The sequence below is a fragment of the Mesoflavibacter profundi genome, from assembly GCF_014764305.1.
In the GTDB taxonomy this organism is placed as follows: Bacteria; Bacteroidota; Bacteroidia; order Flavobacteriales; family Flavobacteriaceae; genus Mesoflavibacter; species Mesoflavibacter profundi.
Window position 1 is genome coordinate 173,917 of record NZ_CP061703.1, and the last position, 16,452, is coordinate 190,368.

20 protein-coding genes are annotated in these 16,452 nt (G+C 29.2%); 8 read left to right on the forward strand and 12 right to left on the reverse strand.

Annotation, left to right across the window (positions count from 1 at the left end; genetic code table 11):
* Position 1: 1 nt before the first annotated feature.
* The 3 genes from IFB02_RS00850 to IFB02_RS00860 form a co-directional block, all read right to left on the reverse strand.
* Positions 2–487 (reverse strand): DUF1573 domain-containing protein, encoded by a 486-nt coding sequence (locus IFB02_RS00850; protein ID WP_106689129.1) that lies wholly within the window; start codon positions 485–487, stop codon positions 2–4.
* 84 nt (positions 488–571) lie between these two features.
* Positions 572–1,516: a transcription antitermination factor NusB gene (gene nusB / locus IFB02_RS00855; protein WP_106689231.1), complete on the reverse strand. Its 945-nt coding sequence runs from the start codon at positions 1,514–1,516 to the stop codon at positions 572–574.
* 130 nt (positions 1,517–1,646) lie between these two features.
* Positions 1,647–2,750 carry a Glu/Leu/Phe/Val family dehydrogenase gene (locus tag IFB02_RS00860; RefSeq protein ID WP_106689130.1) on the reverse strand — a complete coding sequence of 368 codons (1,104 nt, stop codon included), beginning with the start codon at positions 2,748–2,750 and terminating at the stop codon, positions 1,647–1,649.
* 151 nt (positions 2,751–2,901) lie between these two features.
* Between IFB02_RS00860 and IFB02_RS00865 the strand changes: the two genes are divergently transcribed.
* The gene (locus IFB02_RS00865; RefSeq protein ID WP_191072922.1) at positions 2,902–4,644 is read left to right on the forward strand and encodes an ABC transporter ATP-binding protein; all 1,743 of its coding nucleotides are present in this window, start codon (positions 2,902–2,904) and stop codon (positions 4,642–4,644) included.
* 83 nt (positions 4,645–4,727) lie between these two features.
* The gene (locus IFB02_RS00870) at positions 4,728–5,120 is read left to right on the forward strand and encodes a PUR family DNA/RNA-binding protein (RefSeq protein ID WP_191072923.1); all 393 of its coding nucleotides are present in this window, start codon (positions 4,728–4,730) and stop codon (positions 5,118–5,120) included.
* Between the two features lie 62 nt (positions 5,121–5,182).
* Here IFB02_RS00870 and IFB02_RS00875 read toward each other — a convergent pair whose 3' ends face one another.
* On the reverse strand, positions 5,183–5,518 hold the full coding sequence (locus IFB02_RS00875) for a tRNA-binding protein (protein WP_191072924.1): 336 nt from the start codon (positions 5,516–5,518) through the stop codon (positions 5,183–5,185).
* A gap of 50 nt (positions 5,519–5,568) precedes the next feature.
* Here IFB02_RS00875 and IFB02_RS00880 point away from each other — a divergent pair, with 50 nt between their 5' ends.
* Together IFB02_RS00880 and IFB02_RS00885 are read left to right on the forward strand one after the other, a co-directional pair.
* The gene (locus IFB02_RS00880) at positions 5,569–6,135 is read left to right on the forward strand and encodes a hypothetical protein (protein ID WP_106689134.1); all 567 of its coding nucleotides are present in this window, start codon (positions 5,569–5,571) and stop codon (positions 6,133–6,135) included.
* Position 6,136: 1 nt separating this feature from the next.
* Positions 6,137–6,817, forward strand: coding sequence for a DUF2490 domain-containing protein (locus tag IFB02_RS00885; protein WP_106689135.1), 681 nt, complete (start codon positions 6,137–6,139; stop codon positions 6,815–6,817).
* 54 nt (positions 6,818–6,871) lie between these two features.
* On the opposite strand, the gene IFB02_RS00890 is transcribed toward IFB02_RS00885, so the two are convergent.
* Positions 6,872–7,351 carry a Dps family protein gene (locus IFB02_RS00890; RefSeq protein ID WP_106689136.1) on the reverse strand — a complete coding sequence of 160 codons (480 nt, stop codon included), beginning with the start codon at positions 7,349–7,351 and terminating at the stop codon, positions 6,872–6,874.
* 102 nt (positions 7,352–7,453) lie between these two features.
* Between IFB02_RS00890 and IFB02_RS00895 the strand changes: the two genes are divergently transcribed.
* On the forward strand, positions 7,454–8,392 hold the full coding sequence (locus tag IFB02_RS00895; RefSeq protein ID WP_106689137.1) for a hydrogen peroxide-inducible genes activator: 939 nt from the start codon (positions 7,454–7,456) through the stop codon (positions 8,390–8,392).
* A gap of 30 nt (positions 8,393–8,422) precedes the next feature.
* Here the strand turns inward: IFB02_RS00895 and IFB02_RS00900 are convergent, their stop codons facing one another.
* The 7 genes from IFB02_RS00900 to IFB02_RS00930 all read right to left on the reverse strand — a co-directional run bounded on the left by IFB02_RS00900 (position 8,423) and on the right by IFB02_RS00930 (position 13,418).
* A complete protein-coding gene (locus IFB02_RS00900) occupies positions 8,423–9,364 on the reverse strand; it encodes a hypothetical protein (RefSeq protein WP_223878858.1) in 942 nt (313 codons plus the stop codon).
* Positions 9,365–9,386: 22 nt separating this feature from the next.
* Positions 9,387–10,433, reverse strand: coding sequence for a cytochrome-c peroxidase (locus tag IFB02_RS00905; RefSeq protein WP_106689138.1), 1,047 nt, complete (start codon positions 10,431–10,433; stop codon positions 9,387–9,389).
* Positions 10,434–10,454: 21 nt separating this feature from the next.
* A complete protein-coding gene (locus tag IFB02_RS00910) occupies positions 10,455–11,249 on the reverse strand; it encodes an MbnP family protein (protein WP_106689139.1) in 795 nt (264 codons plus the stop codon).
* A gap of 56 nt (positions 11,250–11,305) precedes the next feature.
* Positions 11,306–11,677 (reverse strand): hypothetical protein, encoded by a 372-nt coding sequence (locus IFB02_RS00915; RefSeq protein WP_106689140.1) that lies wholly within the window; start codon positions 11,675–11,677, stop codon positions 11,306–11,308.
* A gap of 83 nt (positions 11,678–11,760) precedes the next feature.
* Positions 11,761–11,958 carry a hypothetical protein gene (locus IFB02_RS00920; protein ID WP_106689141.1) on the reverse strand — a complete coding sequence of 66 codons (198 nt, stop codon included), beginning with the start codon at positions 11,956–11,958 and terminating at the stop codon, positions 11,761–11,763.
* A 145-nt stretch (positions 11,959–12,103) separates the two neighbouring features.
* Positions 12,104–12,901, reverse strand: a complete 798-nt coding sequence (locus tag IFB02_RS00925; RefSeq protein ID WP_106689142.1) for a TIGR00266 family protein — start codon at positions 12,899–12,901, stop codon at positions 12,104–12,106.
* A 58-nt stretch (positions 12,902–12,959) separates the two neighbouring features.
* A complete protein-coding gene (locus tag IFB02_RS00930; protein ID WP_106689143.1) occupies positions 12,960–13,418 on the reverse strand; it encodes a DUF4442 domain-containing protein in 459 nt (152 codons plus the stop codon).
* A 143-nt stretch (positions 13,419–13,561) separates the two neighbouring features.
* On the opposite strand from IFB02_RS00930, the gene IFB02_RS00935 reads away from it, so the two are divergent.
* From IFB02_RS00935 to IFB02_RS00945, 3 genes are all read left to right on the forward strand, one after another.
* On the forward strand, positions 13,562–14,008 hold the full coding sequence (locus tag IFB02_RS00935; protein WP_106689144.1) for a DUF4870 domain-containing protein: 447 nt from the start codon (positions 13,562–13,564) through the stop codon (positions 14,006–14,008).
* An 88-nt stretch (positions 14,009–14,096) separates the two neighbouring features.
* Positions 14,097–14,441 (forward strand): PadR family transcriptional regulator, encoded by a 345-nt coding sequence (locus tag IFB02_RS00940; RefSeq protein WP_106689145.1) that lies wholly within the window; start codon positions 14,097–14,099, stop codon positions 14,439–14,441.
* On the forward strand, positions 14,434–16,296 hold the full coding sequence (locus tag IFB02_RS00945) for a PspC domain-containing protein (protein ID WP_191072925.1): 1,863 nt from the start codon (positions 14,434–14,436) through the stop codon (positions 16,294–16,296). The genes IFB02_RS00940 and IFB02_RS00945 overlap by 8 nt, the downstream gene beginning before the upstream one ends.
* Positions 16,297–16,452: the final 156 nt, after the last annotated feature.

Genomic DNA, 16,452 nt, shown 5'->3' on the forward strand with positions numbered 1-16,452 from the left:
ATTATTGTGCTACAGGTCCAGCATTTTTAACTGCTGCGTTAGGATCTGCTTTTACAAATGCAGAAATTCTTACAGTTTCTCTTCCTGTTTTAGTGTTAGCAGTAACTGTAACTACTTTAGTTACTTTGTTAGCACCTTTACCGTTAAATTTAACTGTAAATTTTCCTGATTCTCCTGGAGCTAATGGCTCTCTTGACCAGTCTTTAGGAATTGTACATCCACAAGAACTTTTTACGTCTGTAATTACTAATGGTGCTTCACCAACATTTTTATAAGTAAAAACAGTTTCTACTGGAGTACCAGATTCAATTTCTCCAAAATCATGTTCTGTTTTGTCAAATTCCATTACAGGAAACACGTTAGCTTTTGCATCTCTTTCTGCAGCTTCAGCTACATTATTTGCATCAATTTTTGCTGTTGCGTCTTCTTTACATGATGTAAATCCTACTAGACAAATTGCACTTAATACTACAAGTACTTTTTTCATAATTAATATTTTTTAATTGTTATTGTTAGCCTGATTGGCTTTAAATTAAATTTTTAGAATGGTAAATGTACTAATATTTTTTTACTACATCAATCCTCTTCCTACTTTATTTAATTTTCCTTCGTCTTCGTATTGCTTTAATAACTTATCTAAAATACCGTTAATAAATATGCTACTTTTTGGTGTTGAGTATTCTTTTGCTAATTCTAAATACTCGTTAATTGTAACTTTTGTTGGTATTGATGAGAAGTGTAATAATTCACATATAGCCATTTTTAATAATACCATGTCTATGCTTGCTATACGATCTGTTTCCCAGTTACTTGTTTTACTAGAAATTTCTTTTGCTAATGCAGTTTGGTTTAGCAATGTTTTTTTAAACAGCTTTATCGCGTATTCTTTATCGTCTAAATCTTTATATAATTTTGGCTTTAGGAAATGTGCATCACTTGTTTCTTTTAGCTTTTTTAATTGCTTTAAGATAAATGTATTTACTGTTGGCACATCGTCTAACCAAGTAATGTGTTTATCTTCAATATAGTCGTAAAGCTTATCGTTTGGCGCTATTATTTCTTTATAAATGTCTATTATAAAGTTTTTATCTTCTTTAAATGACGCTGTTTTTGTAGCCATGTAGTCTTTGTAAAGATCACTTTTTAGTATTTCTTTATAAAGTAAATCTACATACTCGTCATCTAGTTGCCAGTTATTAATTTTTTTTTCTTCAATTTCGTTTTTTAAAACTTCATTGTTGACTATTAACTGGATTAGTTGGTTGTTTATAAACTTTTTGTTTGGATTTTTTTCTTCGTCTGTAGCTAATATTTTTTTTTGAGATATCTCTAACTGTGTAGTCGCTTTTTTATTTATTTCTATTAATAAAGACATTAACAGTAAATAAAGATTGTACATATTATCTATACTGAAAAGTAAAAATTTTTGGTCTTTAGAAAAATCATCACTTTCTGTACCATTAAATGCATATAACGTTTGCATTACTTTTACACGAATATGTCTTCTGTTTAGCATCATTACAAAGAACTTTTTTTATGTATTTATAGTGACATTTATTAAAATAAATGATCGGTTTTATGGATTAAAAAAGGCGAAAAACGTATTGTCTTTCGCCTTGCAAAAATACTATAAATATTAGTATAACCTATAGTTGATTTTCTTTTTTTCTTTCTTCAATTCTACTTTGTGCAATATTTAATGCTGCTTGATGTGTAGTTACATCGTTAGTCTCGGCATTACTTAATATTTCTAAAGTTGTGTTGTAGATATTTTCTGTTTTACGCATGATTTCGGCTTTACCGTAGTTCTCTAATTCTGCATAAACATTTATAATTCCTCCAGCGTTAATTAAAAAATCTGGTGCGTAAACTATACCTTTTTCTTGTAATAATCTACCATGTTTTAACTCGTCTGCTAATTGGTTGTTAGCTGCTCCAGCAATAACTTTAGCTTTTAAAGTATTTATTGTAGCATCGTTAATGGTTGCTCCTAAAGCGCATGGTGCATAAATGTCTACATTTTCTGCATAAATATTGTCACCACTATAAATAACAGCTCCGTATTTTTTGCTAATAGCTTCTAAACGCTCTTGGTTAATATCATCTATAATTACTTTAGCGCCATCGTTAGTTAGATGCTCTACTAAAGATTCTCCAACGTGACCAATACCTTGTACAATTACTGTTTTATCTTCTAAAACATCTGTTCCAAACTTATATTTTGCAGCAGCTTTCATTCCCATAAAAACACCATAAGCTGTAATAGGTGATGGATTACCTGCGCCACCTTTATCTTCTGAAATACCTGTTACATATGGAGTTACTTCTCTAACTAAATCCATATCTGAAGTTTCCATACCTACATCTTCAGCTGTAATATATTTACCGCTTAAGCTATGCACAAACTCACCAAAACGTTTCATTAATTCTGGAGTTTTTTGGGTTTTAGCATCGCCAATTATAACCGCTTTTCCTCCACCAAGATTTAATCCTGTGATAGCAGACTTAAACGTCATACCACGAGATAATCTTAATACATCATTTAATGCTTCCCATTCATTTGCATACTGCCACATTCTGGTTCCTCCTAAAGCAGGACCTAATACTGTATTATGTATCCCAATAATTGCTTTTAAACCTGTATCTTTGTCGTTGCAAAAAACAACTTGTTCGTGATTATCAAAAGATAGTTGTCCAAAAACAGGATCTGCTTTTTGTAATTGATTTGTATTGATTAATTCTGAAATCATTTTTAAAATAATATTAATTAGAACCTAATAAACAAATTACAATATTTGTAAAATGCGAGTGCAAAATTAGTTTATTATTAATATTAAACCAATAATATTAGAGTTAAAATACGAATATTTCAAAAAAATTAATTTATCCCGAAAATTCTAAATGAAAGAATTACAACATCTTAACAAGTACTTTTATAAGTATAGAACTCGTATAATTATTGGAGTTATAATTACTGTTGCTTCAAAAATTTTCTCTGTATTTGTTCCTAAATACATTGGATCTATTATAGATGTGGTTAATAAACAAATTCAAAATCCTAATACCGATTTAGATACTTTTAAAAGTACCTTATTAACTTATATTTTAATTATTATTGGTGCTGCTGCATTTTCTGGTATTATGACATTTTTAATGCGACAAACGTTAATTAATGTCTCTAGGTATATAGAATTTGATCTTAAAAATGAAGTTTACCAACAATACCAAAAGCTTTCTCTTAATTTTTATAAAAAAAATAGAACTGGAGACTTAATGAATCGTATTAGCGAAGATGTTGGTAAAGTACGTATGTATGTTGGTCCTGCATTAATGTATAGTATTAATACACTTACCTTATTTGTTGTAGTTATTATATTTATGTACAAGCAATCGCCTACACTAACAATGTATACCTTAATACCGTTGCCTGTTCTATCTGTAATTATTTATAAAATAAGTTCAGAAATACATAAAAGAAGTACGATTGTACAGCAGTATTTATCTAAACTTTCTACATTTTCTCAAGAAACTTTTAGCGGTATATCTGTAATTAAAGCCTACGGAATAGAGCCACAAACCTATACTAACTTTGAAGATCTGTCTGAAACCAGTAAACAAAAGCAACTTAGTTTGGTAAGAATACAAGCATTTTTCTTTCCTATGATGATTTTATTAATTGGACTAAGTAATGTTGTAGTGATTTATTTTGGTGGTAAACAATATATGGCTGGACAAATAACATTAGGGACAATATCTGAATTTATAATGTACGTAAACATGTTAACTTGGCCTGTTGCGACGGTTGGTTGGGTTACTTCTATTGTACAAGAAGCAGAAGCATCGCAAAAAAGAATAAACGAGTTTTTAAAAACCGAGCCAGAAATTAAAAATTTAAATCCAAACCCAAGTTATATTTCTGGAGATATCGCTTTTAAAAACGTAAGCTTTACTTACGACGATACAAACATACAAGCGTTAAAAGACGTATCCTTTTCAATTAAACAAGGAGAAACACTAGCAATTATTGGTAAAACTGGATCTGGAAAATCGACCATATTAGATTTAGTTGGACGATTATATGATGTACAAAATGGCACAATAACCATAGATAACACTGCTATACAACAATTAAACTTAGATAGTCTTAGACAAGCTATTGGTTATGTACCACAAGACGCCTTTTTGTTTAGTGACACTATAAATAACAACATTAAATTTGGTAAAGAAAACGCTACAGACCAAGAAGTTGTAGAAGCTGCCAAACAAGCACAAGTACACAAAAACATACTAAACTTTAATAAAAAATATGATACTGTTTTAGGCGAACGTGGTATTACACTTTCTGGAGGACAAAAACAACGTGTGTCTATTGCTAGAGCATTAATAAAACAACCTCAAATCATGTTATTTGACGATTGTTTATCTGCGGTAGATACAGAAACAGAAGAAAAAATACTTAATAACCTTAAAAAAGTAACTACAGGAAAAACTACAATAATTGTTAGTCATCGTATATCTGCAGCAAAAAATGCACATCAAATCATAGTATTAGACGATGGTAAAATTGCACAACAAGGTACGCACGATCAACTAATAAATATGGATGGTTACTATAAAGAACTTTATTTAAAAACGACCAAGTAAAAAGAATTAAGCAAATTGTTGTGTCATTCAACTTTTTTTTTGATTTTTGGTTAAGAATTAATTAACAAACACAACTCATAACTATGAATAACGAGATGATGACGAAAGAGGAAATTTTTTCCAAAGTGCTAAGAGCAGGTAGACGTACGTATTTTTTTGATGTAAGAGCCACAAAAGCAGATGATTATTATTTAACTATTACAGAAAGTAAAAAATTTACTAACGAAGACGGATCGTTTCATTACAAAAAGCATAAAATCTATTTGTACAAAGAAGATTTTAATGACTTTAATGACATCTTAAAAGAAATGACAGATTATATTATTTCTGAAAAAGGAGATGAAGTTATTAGCGAGCGTCACCAAAAAGATTTTAAGAAAGACTACATGTCTGACAATGATACAGACGCAACAGAAGCATCAACTTCTGAAAGTGCAGAAAGTAGATTTACAGATGTAGACTTTGACGATATCTAAAATAACTATTACTAAACTAACTTTACTATAAGAGCACATTTATTAATTAAATTGTGCTCTTTTTAATTTACAGTACTTCCGTTAGGTACTTTATGTTCTGGATGTAATAAGATTACATCTTTACCAATTACAGCACCAACAACCAAGCATTGGCTCATAAAAGTTGCAATTTGTTTTTTAGGAAAGTTTACAACAGCAACAATTTGCTTGTTTAATAAATCGGCTTTAGTATATTTTGTAGTAATTTGAGCAGACGATTTTTTAATCCCTAAATCACCAAAATCAATTTTTAATTGATACGCAGGATTTCTAGCTTCAGGAAAATCCAATACCTCGATAATTGTTCCTACCCGTAAATCTATCTTTTGAAAATCTTCAAACTGAATAATTTTATCCATAAACTAGTTTTGTTAATCCTTATCTTTACAACGCAATTTAAGTTATAATAATGAAACTTACTCTAACAATTCTATTTAGTTTAACAGTACTTTCCGTTTCTTTTTCTCAACAAAAATTTGAAAAAGAATCAAGAATTAGCGATAAAAATGTTCCCGAAACTGCTAAACAATTAGTAAATCAAATTACACCAAATTGCACTATAAAGTGGTACAAAGAAGAGAACTTAAACTCACAATCTATAGAAGCAAAAACAAAGTATCAAAATAAAAAATATAGTATAGAATTTAATTTGGATGGTACCTTACAAGATGTAGAAGTGCAACAAAAAGCAACTCATATTAAAACTTCGGTTTTAAAATCTATAACAACTTACCTTAAAACCAACTATTTAAAACACAAACTAAAAAAGATACAAGTACAATACGTTGGTACTTCAAAACAAATAATAAATTACTTTAACAACAACCTAAACCACATTACAATTAATTATGAAATTGTTGTAAAAGTAAAAACAGAAAATGGTAAACAACTATTAGAAATTTTGTTTGATAGCGAAGGAAACATGCTAAAAAGCGATGTGATAGTTTTTAGAAACACAGATAATTTAGAGTTTTAAAATGAAAAAACTTTTTATTCTATTATTATTGATTTTAGCAACTACAATTTGTCATGCACAAAATGCTTATCAAATTGGGACTTTACCAACGGTTAACTTAAGCAAAAAACTAAATAACAATTGGCAATTAAATTTTAAAACAGAATTTAGACAATTGTTTGCTTCTGGAATCACCAATTCTAACATCAATAATGGTTACGAATATGTCCATACAGATGCTGCATTTATAACCTCTAAAAAAGTAGGTTTAAACAATAAAATAGCTGGAGGATTTTTACTAAGATTTACTCAAGATGAAGTTGTAAAACGTACCATACAACAATTTACAGTGGTAAATAGCTTAGATCAATTTAGATTAGGACATAGATTTTCTAGTGATCAAACTTTTGAAAAACACAACGCTACTAGATGGCGATTTAGATATAGAATAACACTGGATTTACCATTAAACGGACAAACAATTGATGTTAAAGAATGGTATCTAAAAATTAGTAACGAGTATTTAAATAATTTTCAATCTAATAATTACGATTTAGAAATTAGAGCAACACCAAACCTTGGTTATGTATTTAAAGACAATAATAAATTAGAATTTGGTATAGAATACAGAATTAATAATTTTATAAATAATACAACACGCAATAGGTATTGGCTTACCTTAAATTGGTATTTAGTGCTATAAAAAAAGCAGCCTAAGGCTGCTTTAAAATTGCTATTAATTAATTTCTAAAAACGATTAAATACTTCTGCCTAACCAAGCATTCATCATCCAAACAGTTTTTTCTTGTTCCGATATAAAATCACTCATCATAGAGTTGGTTCCTTCATCATCTGCTTCGCTAGCTGCGTTTAATATTTGACGTTCTATTTTTAGTAATTCTGTTAAAGAGTCTACAATTAATTGTACTGCATTTTCATCTTTAGATATATTTTTACCAACAGGTACTTTGGCTACTTTTACATAATCATCAAAGGTATGTAAAGGTGTTTCGCCTAAGGTTAAAACACGTTCGGCAATTTCATCTACTTTTACATTAGCGTTAGTATAAAGCTCTTCAAATTTAATATGTAAATCAAAAAAGTTTTTCCCCTTAATATTCCAATGTATACCTCTTAAATTTTGATAATATATCTGAAAATTTGCTAGTAATACATTTAATTGACTAGCTAACTCTTTGGTTTTCTGTGGATCTAATCCTAAACTATTTAATTTCATTGTTGTTGTTTATTTGTCTACACAAAATTAGCTTAAAAAAGCTGCTTAAAACTATAAGTTTTATTGATAGATTTTATATTTTTATAGCCTTAAACTATAATAATGACTATTACACAATTATCATATGTTCTAGCAGTTGCAGAACACCAAAACTTTACAAAAGCTGCTCAAAAATGTTTTGTAACACAGCCAACATTAAGCATGCAAATTCAAAAATTAGAAGACGAATTAGATATTTTAATCTTTGATAGAGGCAAAAAACCTATAGAATTAACCGAAGTTGGAAAAAAAATAGTAACTCAAGCAAAAAATATTGTTAACGAGTCTAACAGAATACAAGATATTGTAGACCAACAAAAAGGATTTATTGGTGGCGAATTTAAACTAGGAATTATCCCAACAGTTATGCCTACTTTACTTCCAATGTTTTTAAATAATTTTGTAAAAAAATATCCAAAAGTTAAACTTAAAATTGAAGAGTTAACTACCGAAGAAATTATCTCTAGAATAAACGACGGACATTTAGATGCAGCAATAGCAGCTACACCATTAGAGCAAGAAACTATTAAAGAACGTGTATTATATTTTGAGCCTTTTGTAGCGTATACACCACAAAATCACAGATTATACAAACAAAAAACTATTGAAACTACAGATCTTGACGTTAATGATATGCTATTATTAGAAGACGGACATTGTTTTAGAGATGGCGTTATTAATTTATGTAAAGTATTTAAGGATCATAACGAAGATAAATTTCAGTTAGAAAGTGGTAGCATCGAAACGTTAATTAAATTATCTAACGAAGGTTTAGGTATGACACTTCTACCCTATTTACACACTTTAGATTTACCAGAACGCTCTAAAGCCAATCTTAGATATTTTAAAGAACCAAGTCCTGCAAGAGAAGTTAGCCTTATTTACCATAAAAGCGAACTTAAAATGCAAATTATTGAAGCTTTACAAGATGTAATCTCTGGTATTGTAAGAGGCGCAATTGCGTTTCAAAACGTACAAATAATTAGTCCTTTAAGTAAATAAAAAAAGCGACCTCTTTAAGGTCGCTTTTCTTTATAAAGCATAATTTAAATATAAAGTAAATCTGTGCTTTGATGTGACATTGCCACCAAATAATTCTTGGCTTAAAGGCAAACTAAAATTGGTGCCTAAAATATATTTTTTAAAAGCAATCTCTGTACCTAAACTAGAATTTATCACATAACCATTAGTATTAGTTATAGCTTCGTTATACTGAATAATATTTTCAAAATGATCTCCTGAAAACCCTAAAAAAGGCATAAAATTAATTTTTGAAGTTTTAAAAACAGTATAAAGATTTGCAGAGTAGCTTAATTGATTACCAAATTGGTAATCATTTTTGTTTTCGCCTTTAATGTAATAACTTAACAAAGTATTTACTCCTATTTTATTACTACCGTAATTATAACCTATTGAAAAAACACCATCCAAACTTCCTGTACCAACTTGAAAACCTGGATTAATATTGTCTGTTAGACGTTGCTCAAATTTACCAGTAGGTAATTTTGCTCCTAATCCTATTTGTATACTATGACCTGTAGCTTGTTTTTGTGCGTTGTAGTCTATAGCTTGGTTAGTTTCTTTTTTATAAAATACGTGTTTATACCAACCAATTATACTAGCATCTCCAATACCGTTAATACTTTCTTTAACAGAATTAAAATTTCTACTTAATTGTTGATACGGTAAATTAGCACTTAAATAAAATGACTTATTTATAGGTATTTGAGCCCATAATTGGTATGTATTAAACTGTTCTTTACTTATTGGTGAATTTTGAAAAATTCCATTTTTGGATTCAAAATTTTGATAAATGTATCTAACACCTATAAAATTAGAGTTGCTTAATGTACCATAACCAAAACTACTACTACTTGTGGTACAACCACATAAATCGCACAAGACCTTAAAATAAGTATCGTGGTTACATGGATTTGTATTATTGGCATTACTAATATTTATTTTAAATATCATAAAGCTAATAAATAGTATGTATTTAAAATTCTGAAAAATGTTCATCTTCTAAAAATTGATTATCTGTTAATGTCTTTAAAAAAGCTATCAAGCTTTCCTTTTCGTAATTATTTAAAGAAATACCAAAAGTACCATCTGTTCTAAGTAAACTTTGATCTACATTACCATTGTCTACCATTCCAGAATTATAAAATTCTAAAACCACTTCTAAGGTATTAAATCTACCATCATGCATGTAAGGATATGTTACCTCAACATTTCTTAAGCTTGGTACTTTAAACTTATATAAATCGTTAGGATTTTCTAAAACATTAAATCTTCCTTTATCGTTTAATTGCGGATTTATTGGTAGACCAGTATTTCTAAAACTTTGATCAGAAAATAAATCTGTAGCATGACAGCTTGCACATTTATTTTGAAATGTATTTAGACCATCTAACTCTAAATTTGTTAGAGTTACATTGTCTTCGTTTCTAACATATTTGTCATATTTTGAATCGCTAGAAATCATCATAATCATAAATTGAGACAATGCTTTAAGCATATTCTCTGTATTTACTTCTCCTCCATTAAATGCAATATCAAATTGCTCTTGGTAATATGGATCTTGTTTTAATTTGTTTATTACATTACTTAAAGATTCGCCCATTTCTAATTCGCTTGTAATAGGAATTATAGGTTGAAAATCTAAATGCGATGCTGCTCCGTCCCACATAAATGATTCTTGAAATGCTAAATTTTGAATGGGTTGTGCATTTCTAAATCCTATGCCACCATTAACACCATGACTTAAGTTATGTCCATGGTGTGTAAATGCAAATGCTTGCTCATGACAAAACGCACAAGGAATAGAGTTGTTTGATGATAACCTACCATCGTAAAACAATGCTTTTCCTAATTGAAAACCAGCATCTGTTACAGGATTATTTTCTAAATCATATTTTAAATCTGGAAAATTTTCTGGTACCTCTACAACTAGAGGTACCGGAATATATTTGTTAACTTCATCAGATTTTGAGCAGGACAGACATAACAATAATGTAAGTAAACTATATGTTAATAGTTTCATTTTACTTAATTGTTTTATTTGTTATTCGTTATGTACATGATGTATACTAAACATAGACTGAATATTACCTGCAATAACTGGAGTTGTAGTTGCATCTGTATGTACTTGATTATATCCATCTGCAATGTTAATTCCATCAAATATTTTAAGAATATCTGCTTTTATATGTATTTGTGGAGTTTTATTTTCTCTAACTAAAATGGTATTTGGTAACGGTAAAGTAACTTCTCTATAATTATCTAAAGAAGTACCAACACTACCCATATGTATATTTAAAGCATCGTCTGTAATGGATGTTGTAGAGTATGTACCATCTAATCTAATAAATCTGTAACCAGTTGCCCAACTCCACATCATACCTTCATCAGATGCATAATCTAAAAAATCTCCTTGACCATCTGCACCTAATGCAAATCGTTCTTGGTCAATACCAACTCCAAAAGTTACAGACACATAATTAGCTGCATCTATATTATTTAGATTTATAAATATTTCGCCTGCATTATTCCCATTTGCTTCATTTACTATAAATGCATTTTCTTCTGTTGGATAAATAAAATCATTACCATCTGCATCTGTTAATTTAACATTACTAATTATATATTTTAGTGTAGATATTTTAAAAGATTCCTGATTAGATTTATTATATGATGTCCCGAATATAAAATCCTGATCGCCAACACCATTATCAAACTTTAATATTACATTTCCTGTTTGACCTTCTAAGTTTTCTTGGGTATTACTATCGTCGTCTGAAGTGCACGATAAAACTATTGCGCATGCAGTTAGCGCAAATAAATATTTTAAAAATTTCATTTGTGTATTTTTTATTAGTTACTAATTGTTTAGTTGTGTGTTTTGATATGTAACTGTTACACAATTGGAGGTTTAAATACATTTGAATTTACATCAAAACGATATAAAGAAATTGGGAAAATATCATTTTGTAATTCTAATATTTCTAATATTGGAAAATTAACTAATGCATTATTTTGAAAAAATACAGGTAAAAAGGTTTCAGATAACAGTTTTACATTATTAGTTTGTGTATTATCATTAGAGTTTTGTAATTGTTTTGCTAAATGACACTTACCATTACATGCTAATTCAGGTTTATCTGTATTTATACAATACGTTTCTATGATATAATCTATATTTAGAGCATAATACGCATAATTTGCAACGCTAAATAAAGGTCTAGTTACAAAGGTAAATATGAGAAAGTATGTATAAAAAAGTTTCAACCTATAGTTATAAATAGACTACAAATTTACTTTATATTTTAGAAGAAAACTAAAAAAAGCGACCTTAATAGATCGCTTTATATTTATTGTTCAAGATAGATTAAACATTGATTTAGTTTTGGGTTTTGCTGTACTAAAGAGTCTATAAAAACTTTAAGCTCTTCAATCTCGTAAGGTAACAAACGCTCTAAGGCTTTTTGTACTTCTTTGCAAAACAACGTTGCATCAAAACTAACTTTTTGAAGTACAGTTTTTGTGTACTCAAACATTGCTCTTGCCATAATTAATTTAAGGTTTAGTTTAATATTAGGTAGTTTTTAGAATAGGCAAATGGTTTAAAATTATAGATTAAATGTAGCAAAAATTTTAATTGAATTTTTAATAAGTCTAAATTTTAACAGTTAAAAAGACGTTAAATTAACCAATTTAAAATCTATTATCACCTCCTAAAAAATCACCTAAACCACCTAAAATACTACCTTCGCCTTTATCTTTTCCTCCTCTTGGTACACTTGCCAAAACACGACCTGCTAATCTACTAAAAGGTAAAGATTGTATGTAAACTGTTCCTGGACCTTTTAAAGTTGCAAAAAATAATCCTTCGCCGCCAAAAACAGTATTTTTAATTCCACCAACAAACTCTATATCATAATCTACATCTTGTGTAAAACCAACAATACAACCTGTGTCTACGCGTAAAGTTTCTCCTGGTTGTAATACTTTTTTTGCTAGCGTACCGCCAGCATGTATAAAAGCCATTCCATCACCTTCTAACTTTTGCATAATAAAACCTTCGCCTCCAAAAAAACCACGACCTAAACGCTTAGAAAACTCAATACCAACACTTACACCTTTTGCTGCGCATAAAAAAGCATCTTTTTGGCAAATAAATTTACCACGATATTCCATTAAGTCTATAGGTACAATTTTACCAGGATAAGGTGATGCAAAACTTACATTTCGTTTACCATGTAAAACATTATAAAAAGCAGTCATAAATAAACTTTCTCCAGTAAGCAACCGTTTTCCTGCACCAAAAACTTTACCTAAAAATCCTGTGTCTTTTTGCGATCCATCTCCAAAAATAGTTTCCATTTTTATCCCATCGTCCATCATCATAAAACTTCCAGATTCTGCAATTACGCCTTCATTTGGATCTAATTCTATTTCTACGTATTGCATTTCTTCACCGTAAATACGATAGTCTATTTCGTGAGCATTCATAATTTAAATTTTAAAGATTAACAGCTATAGGTTGTAAATTTTAGAAATTTGTTACATGTTATTTTTGTTTTGCTTTTATAGACCATTCAAAATTAAAAGTAGATACTACTACTCCATCTTGGTTAATACCTGTAGATTGCATCCAAATGGTTTGTCCTTCTCCTGTCTTTATTGTTTGTGCTATAGCTTGGTCTATTTTATCGCCATCATTACAAGTAAATGTAATTTTACCTGTTGCTTTTTTAGTAAATGTTGCATTATTAGTGGTTACCAACATGGATATTTTATGACCGCTTTCTTGTATTTTGGCAATCATTAAAGCGCCAGTAGAAAACTCGGCTGCCATACCTTGTACTGCCCAAAACATAGATTTAAAAGGATTTTGATTAATCCATTTATGTTTAACTGTGACGATGCATTGTTTATCGTTAATAGATTTTGTCCTTACGCCACATAAAAATGCCGATGGTAATTTAAACATGGTAAAGGTATTTAGTTTACTTGCTGTTAGCTTCATAATTGTATTTTGTTTTCGGCTAAATTATCGAAAATTATCCACTTTATCATATGTTAATAAAATGTTAATTTTTAGTACTTTGTATTGCATAATACCTTTTTTTAGATATATATTTGCATAAGAAACTATTATATACATTTAAAATGCTTACCAATCATCAAAAAAATTTAGCAACTTTAATGCATTTATCTACGTTTTGTAGATTTATTATTCCTTTTGGAAACTTTATTGGTCCTGTAGTATTGTGGATAACTAACAAAGAAAAATCTGAGTTTGTAGATAACCATGGTAAACAAGCAATTAATTTTCAAATTAGCATTTTGTTATATACCATTTTACTTGGATTTTTATTTATTCCCTTTTTCATTTTTAAAATATTTAATCATATAGATTTATTTGAACTTAATGCTTTTGAAGGTATTCATATTAACTTAAGCGAACCTTCACCTCTATTTATTTTAGGTGGTAGTTTAGGGTTTATTGCTGTAATTGGATTTATTTTAGAACTTATTTTTATTATAAACGCTAGTATTAAAGCAAAAGATGGACAGATGTACCAATACCCTTTATCAATTCATTTTTTAAAATAATCATCGACCAATCAATCAATCAATCAATCAATCAATCAATCAATCAATCAATCAACGAACAGTTTAACAATAAAAATCTCATGACAATATGAAGATAGAAAATACAAAAGCACAAATGCGTAAAGGTGTTTTAGAATATTGCATACTATCGGTCTTAAAAGATGAAGATGCCTACGTTGCAGAAATATTAGACACTTTAAAAGACGCAAAGTTGTTAGTAGTTGAAGGTACAATTTACCCATTACTAACACGATTAAAAAACGCTGGCTTATTAAGCTATCGCTGGGAAGAGTCTACTTCTGGTCCACCACGTAAATATTACGGATTAACAGAAACAGGACAAATCTTTTTAAAAGAATTAACCAATACTTGGGAAGAATTACAAAATGCAGTTAACATAGTAACCAAAATTAAATCAACTAAAAATGAATAAAACAGTCAACATAAATTTAGCAGGTATATTTTTTCATATAGATGAAGATGCATACTTAAAATTACAACGCTATCTTGAGGCTATAAAACGTTCATTTACAGACTCGCAAGGTCGTGAAGAAATTATTGCCGATATTGAAGCTAGAATTTCTGAGCTTTTTACAGAGCGAATGAAAACCGACAGACAAGTCATTAGCAATAAAGAAGTTGAAGAAGTTATTACTATTATGGGACAACCTGAAGACTATCTTGTAGATGACGAGATTTTTGAAGACGAACCTAATAATAAACACTATTCCAATACCTCTAAATCTAAAAAATTATATCGCGATACAGATAACTCTTACATTGGCGGTGTTTCTGCTGGTTTAGCTCATTATTTTGGTATAGATGCGATTTGGATTAGATTAATCTGGATACTTTTAATTTTTGGCGCAGGAACTGGTGTGTTTTTATACATCTTACTTTGGATTTTAATTCCCGAAGCAAAAACTACTGCAGAAAAACTTACCATGACAGGCGAAGCTGTTAATATAAGTAACATTGAAAAAAAAATTCGTGACGGATTTGACAGCGTTAGTGAAAACGTTAAAAACATAGATTTTCAAAAACATGCAGACAAGTTAAAAGAAGGTTTTGAACAAGCATCAGATAATATATCAGACTCAGTAAAACGCATTCCGGCAAATAAGATTAAAGATAGCAGTAAATCGTTTTTTGAAGGACTAGGATCTGTATTTACAGCAATATTTAAAGCCTTTTCAAAACTAATTGCCTTATCAATTATTTTAGCTAGTGTTGCAGGTACAATAGCCTTAACCGTTGGATTAATAATTGGTTCGTTTTTTAACGCAAACGTTAGGTTTTTAGACAGCGATCTAGTAGAACTTTCAAATTCTAGTGGCGCTTCTTTTGAGCTGCTTGCAGTACTAATATTTATAGTCTCTGTAATTCCGTTAATATTTTTATTCTACTTAGGTTTAAAAATATTAATATCCAACTTAAAACCTTTAAGTAATGTCGCTAAATACACATTAATTGGTGTTTGGTTTATAGCGTTAATTGGTATGATAACCATATTTGTAAATCAAGGATTAAGCTATAAAGAAAAAGCGCCAGTAATTCTAAATCAAAAGTTAGACAACATAAAAACTAACGATACGCTTTATATTACAATGAAAAACAACGATAATTTTGCTGAAGAATATAGCAGACATTATAGAGATTTTGAAATTGGTTTTGACGAAATGGGTAACAAAATAACCTATTCACAAGACATTAGATTGTACGTTAGACCAACTAACGATAGTGTTGCAAAAGTAAAAGTAGCAAAAACATCAAGAGGAAGAAGTTTTGATATTGCTAAGCAAAGAGCCGAAAATATTATATACAATTACACATCTTCAAACAATCAAATTATATTGGATAACTACTTTATAATTCCTAACGAAGATGCAAAACGTGACCAACGTGTAGAGATTACTGTGTATTTACCAGTAGGAAGCGTCGTAAACAGTAATTTAAATACAGAAGACTATTTATCTTATAACTCTAATTACAACGAAAAATTAAGAGACCATTTAGAACATTATTTTAAATTAGAAAGAAACGCTTTAACCTGTTTAGATTGTCCAGAGACAGATCAAACAGAAGATAACGAAGACGATATCCAAATAAATGTAGATTTAGATGGAGAAACCTCTAAAATAAAATTTAACGAAAATGGTTTTGAAGCAAAAGGAGATAATCTTAAAATAAAAATTAACGACACCATTTTTGATGCCTCAACAAAAAACGTAAAAGTAACAATAGACGAAGATAAAGGCATAAATATTACAAATACAAAAAAAGAATAACACCAATACATCCATCAAAAAACTAACAGTCATGATCGCATTAATCGAGTATTTAGTAAATACATTAATCACAATTTTTATCTAAAAAAAACCAACCAAAAAAATCATTAAAATCATTAACCATCCTAAACAAAATCAAGTTTGGGATGGTTTTTG

Bases quoted from the DNA above. Each gene is read 5' to 3' on its own strand.
- IFB02_RS00850 (WP_106689129.1), bottom strand. From the start codon at position 487: ATGAAAAAAGTACTTGTAGTATTAAGTGCAATTTGTCTAGTAGGATTT.
- nusB (WP_106689231.1), bottom strand. From the start codon at position 1,516: ATGCTAAACAGAAGACATATTCGTGTAAAAGTAATGCAAACGTTATAT.
- IFB02_RS00860 (WP_106689130.1), bottom strand. From the start codon at position 2,750: ATGATTTCAGAATTAATCAATACAAATCAATTACAAAAAGCAGATCCT.
- IFB02_RS00865 (WP_191072922.1), top strand. From the start codon at position 2,902: ATGAAAGAATTACAACATCTTAACAAGTACTTTTATAAGTATAGAACT.
- IFB02_RS00870 (WP_191072923.1), top strand. From the start codon at position 4,728: ATGAATAACGAGATGATGACGAAAGAGGAAATTTTTTCCAAAGTGCTA.
- IFB02_RS00875 (WP_191072924.1), bottom strand. From the start codon at position 5,518: ATGGATAAAATTATTCAGTTTGAAGATTTTCAAAAGATAGATTTACGG.
- IFB02_RS00880 (WP_106689134.1), top strand. From the start codon at position 5,569: ATGAAACTTACTCTAACAATTCTATTTAGTTTAACAGTACTTTCCGTT.
- IFB02_RS00885 (WP_106689135.1), top strand. From the start codon at position 6,137: ATGAAAAAACTTTTTATTCTATTATTATTGATTTTAGCAACTACAATT.
- IFB02_RS00890 (WP_106689136.1), bottom strand. From the start codon at position 7,351: ATGAAATTAAATAGTTTAGGATTAGATCCACAGAAAACCAAAGAGTTA.
- IFB02_RS00895 (WP_106689137.1), top strand. From the start codon at position 7,454: ATGACTATTACACAATTATCATATGTTCTAGCAGTTGCAGAACACCAA.
- IFB02_RS00900 (WP_223878858.1), bottom strand. From the start codon at position 9,364: ATGATATTTAAAATAAATATTAGTAATGCCAATAATACAAATCCATGT.
- IFB02_RS00905 (WP_106689138.1), bottom strand. From the start codon at position 10,433: ATGAAACTATTAACATATAGTTTACTTACATTATTGTTATGTCTGTCC.
- IFB02_RS00910 (WP_106689139.1), bottom strand. From the start codon at position 11,249: ATGAAATTTTTAAAATATTTATTTGCGCTAACTGCATGCGCAATAGTT.
- IFB02_RS00920 (WP_106689141.1), bottom strand. From the start codon at position 11,958: ATGGCAAGAGCAATGTTTGAGTACACAAAAACTGTACTTCAAAAAGTT.
- IFB02_RS00925 (WP_106689142.1), bottom strand. From the start codon at position 12,901: ATGAATGCTCACGAAATAGACTATCGTATTTACGGTGAAGAAATGCAA.
- IFB02_RS00930 (WP_106689143.1), bottom strand. From the start codon at position 13,418: ATGAAGCTAACAGCAAGTAAACTAAATACCTTTACCATGTTTAAATTA.
- IFB02_RS00935 (WP_106689144.1), top strand. From the start codon at position 13,562: ATGCTTACCAATCATCAAAAAAATTTAGCAACTTTAATGCATTTATCT.
- IFB02_RS00940 (WP_106689145.1), top strand. From the start codon at position 14,097: ATGAAGATAGAAAATACAAAAGCACAAATGCGTAAAGGTGTTTTAGAA.
- IFB02_RS00945 (WP_191072925.1), top strand. From the start codon at position 14,434: ATGAATAAAACAGTCAACATAAATTTAGCAGGTATATTTTTTCATATA.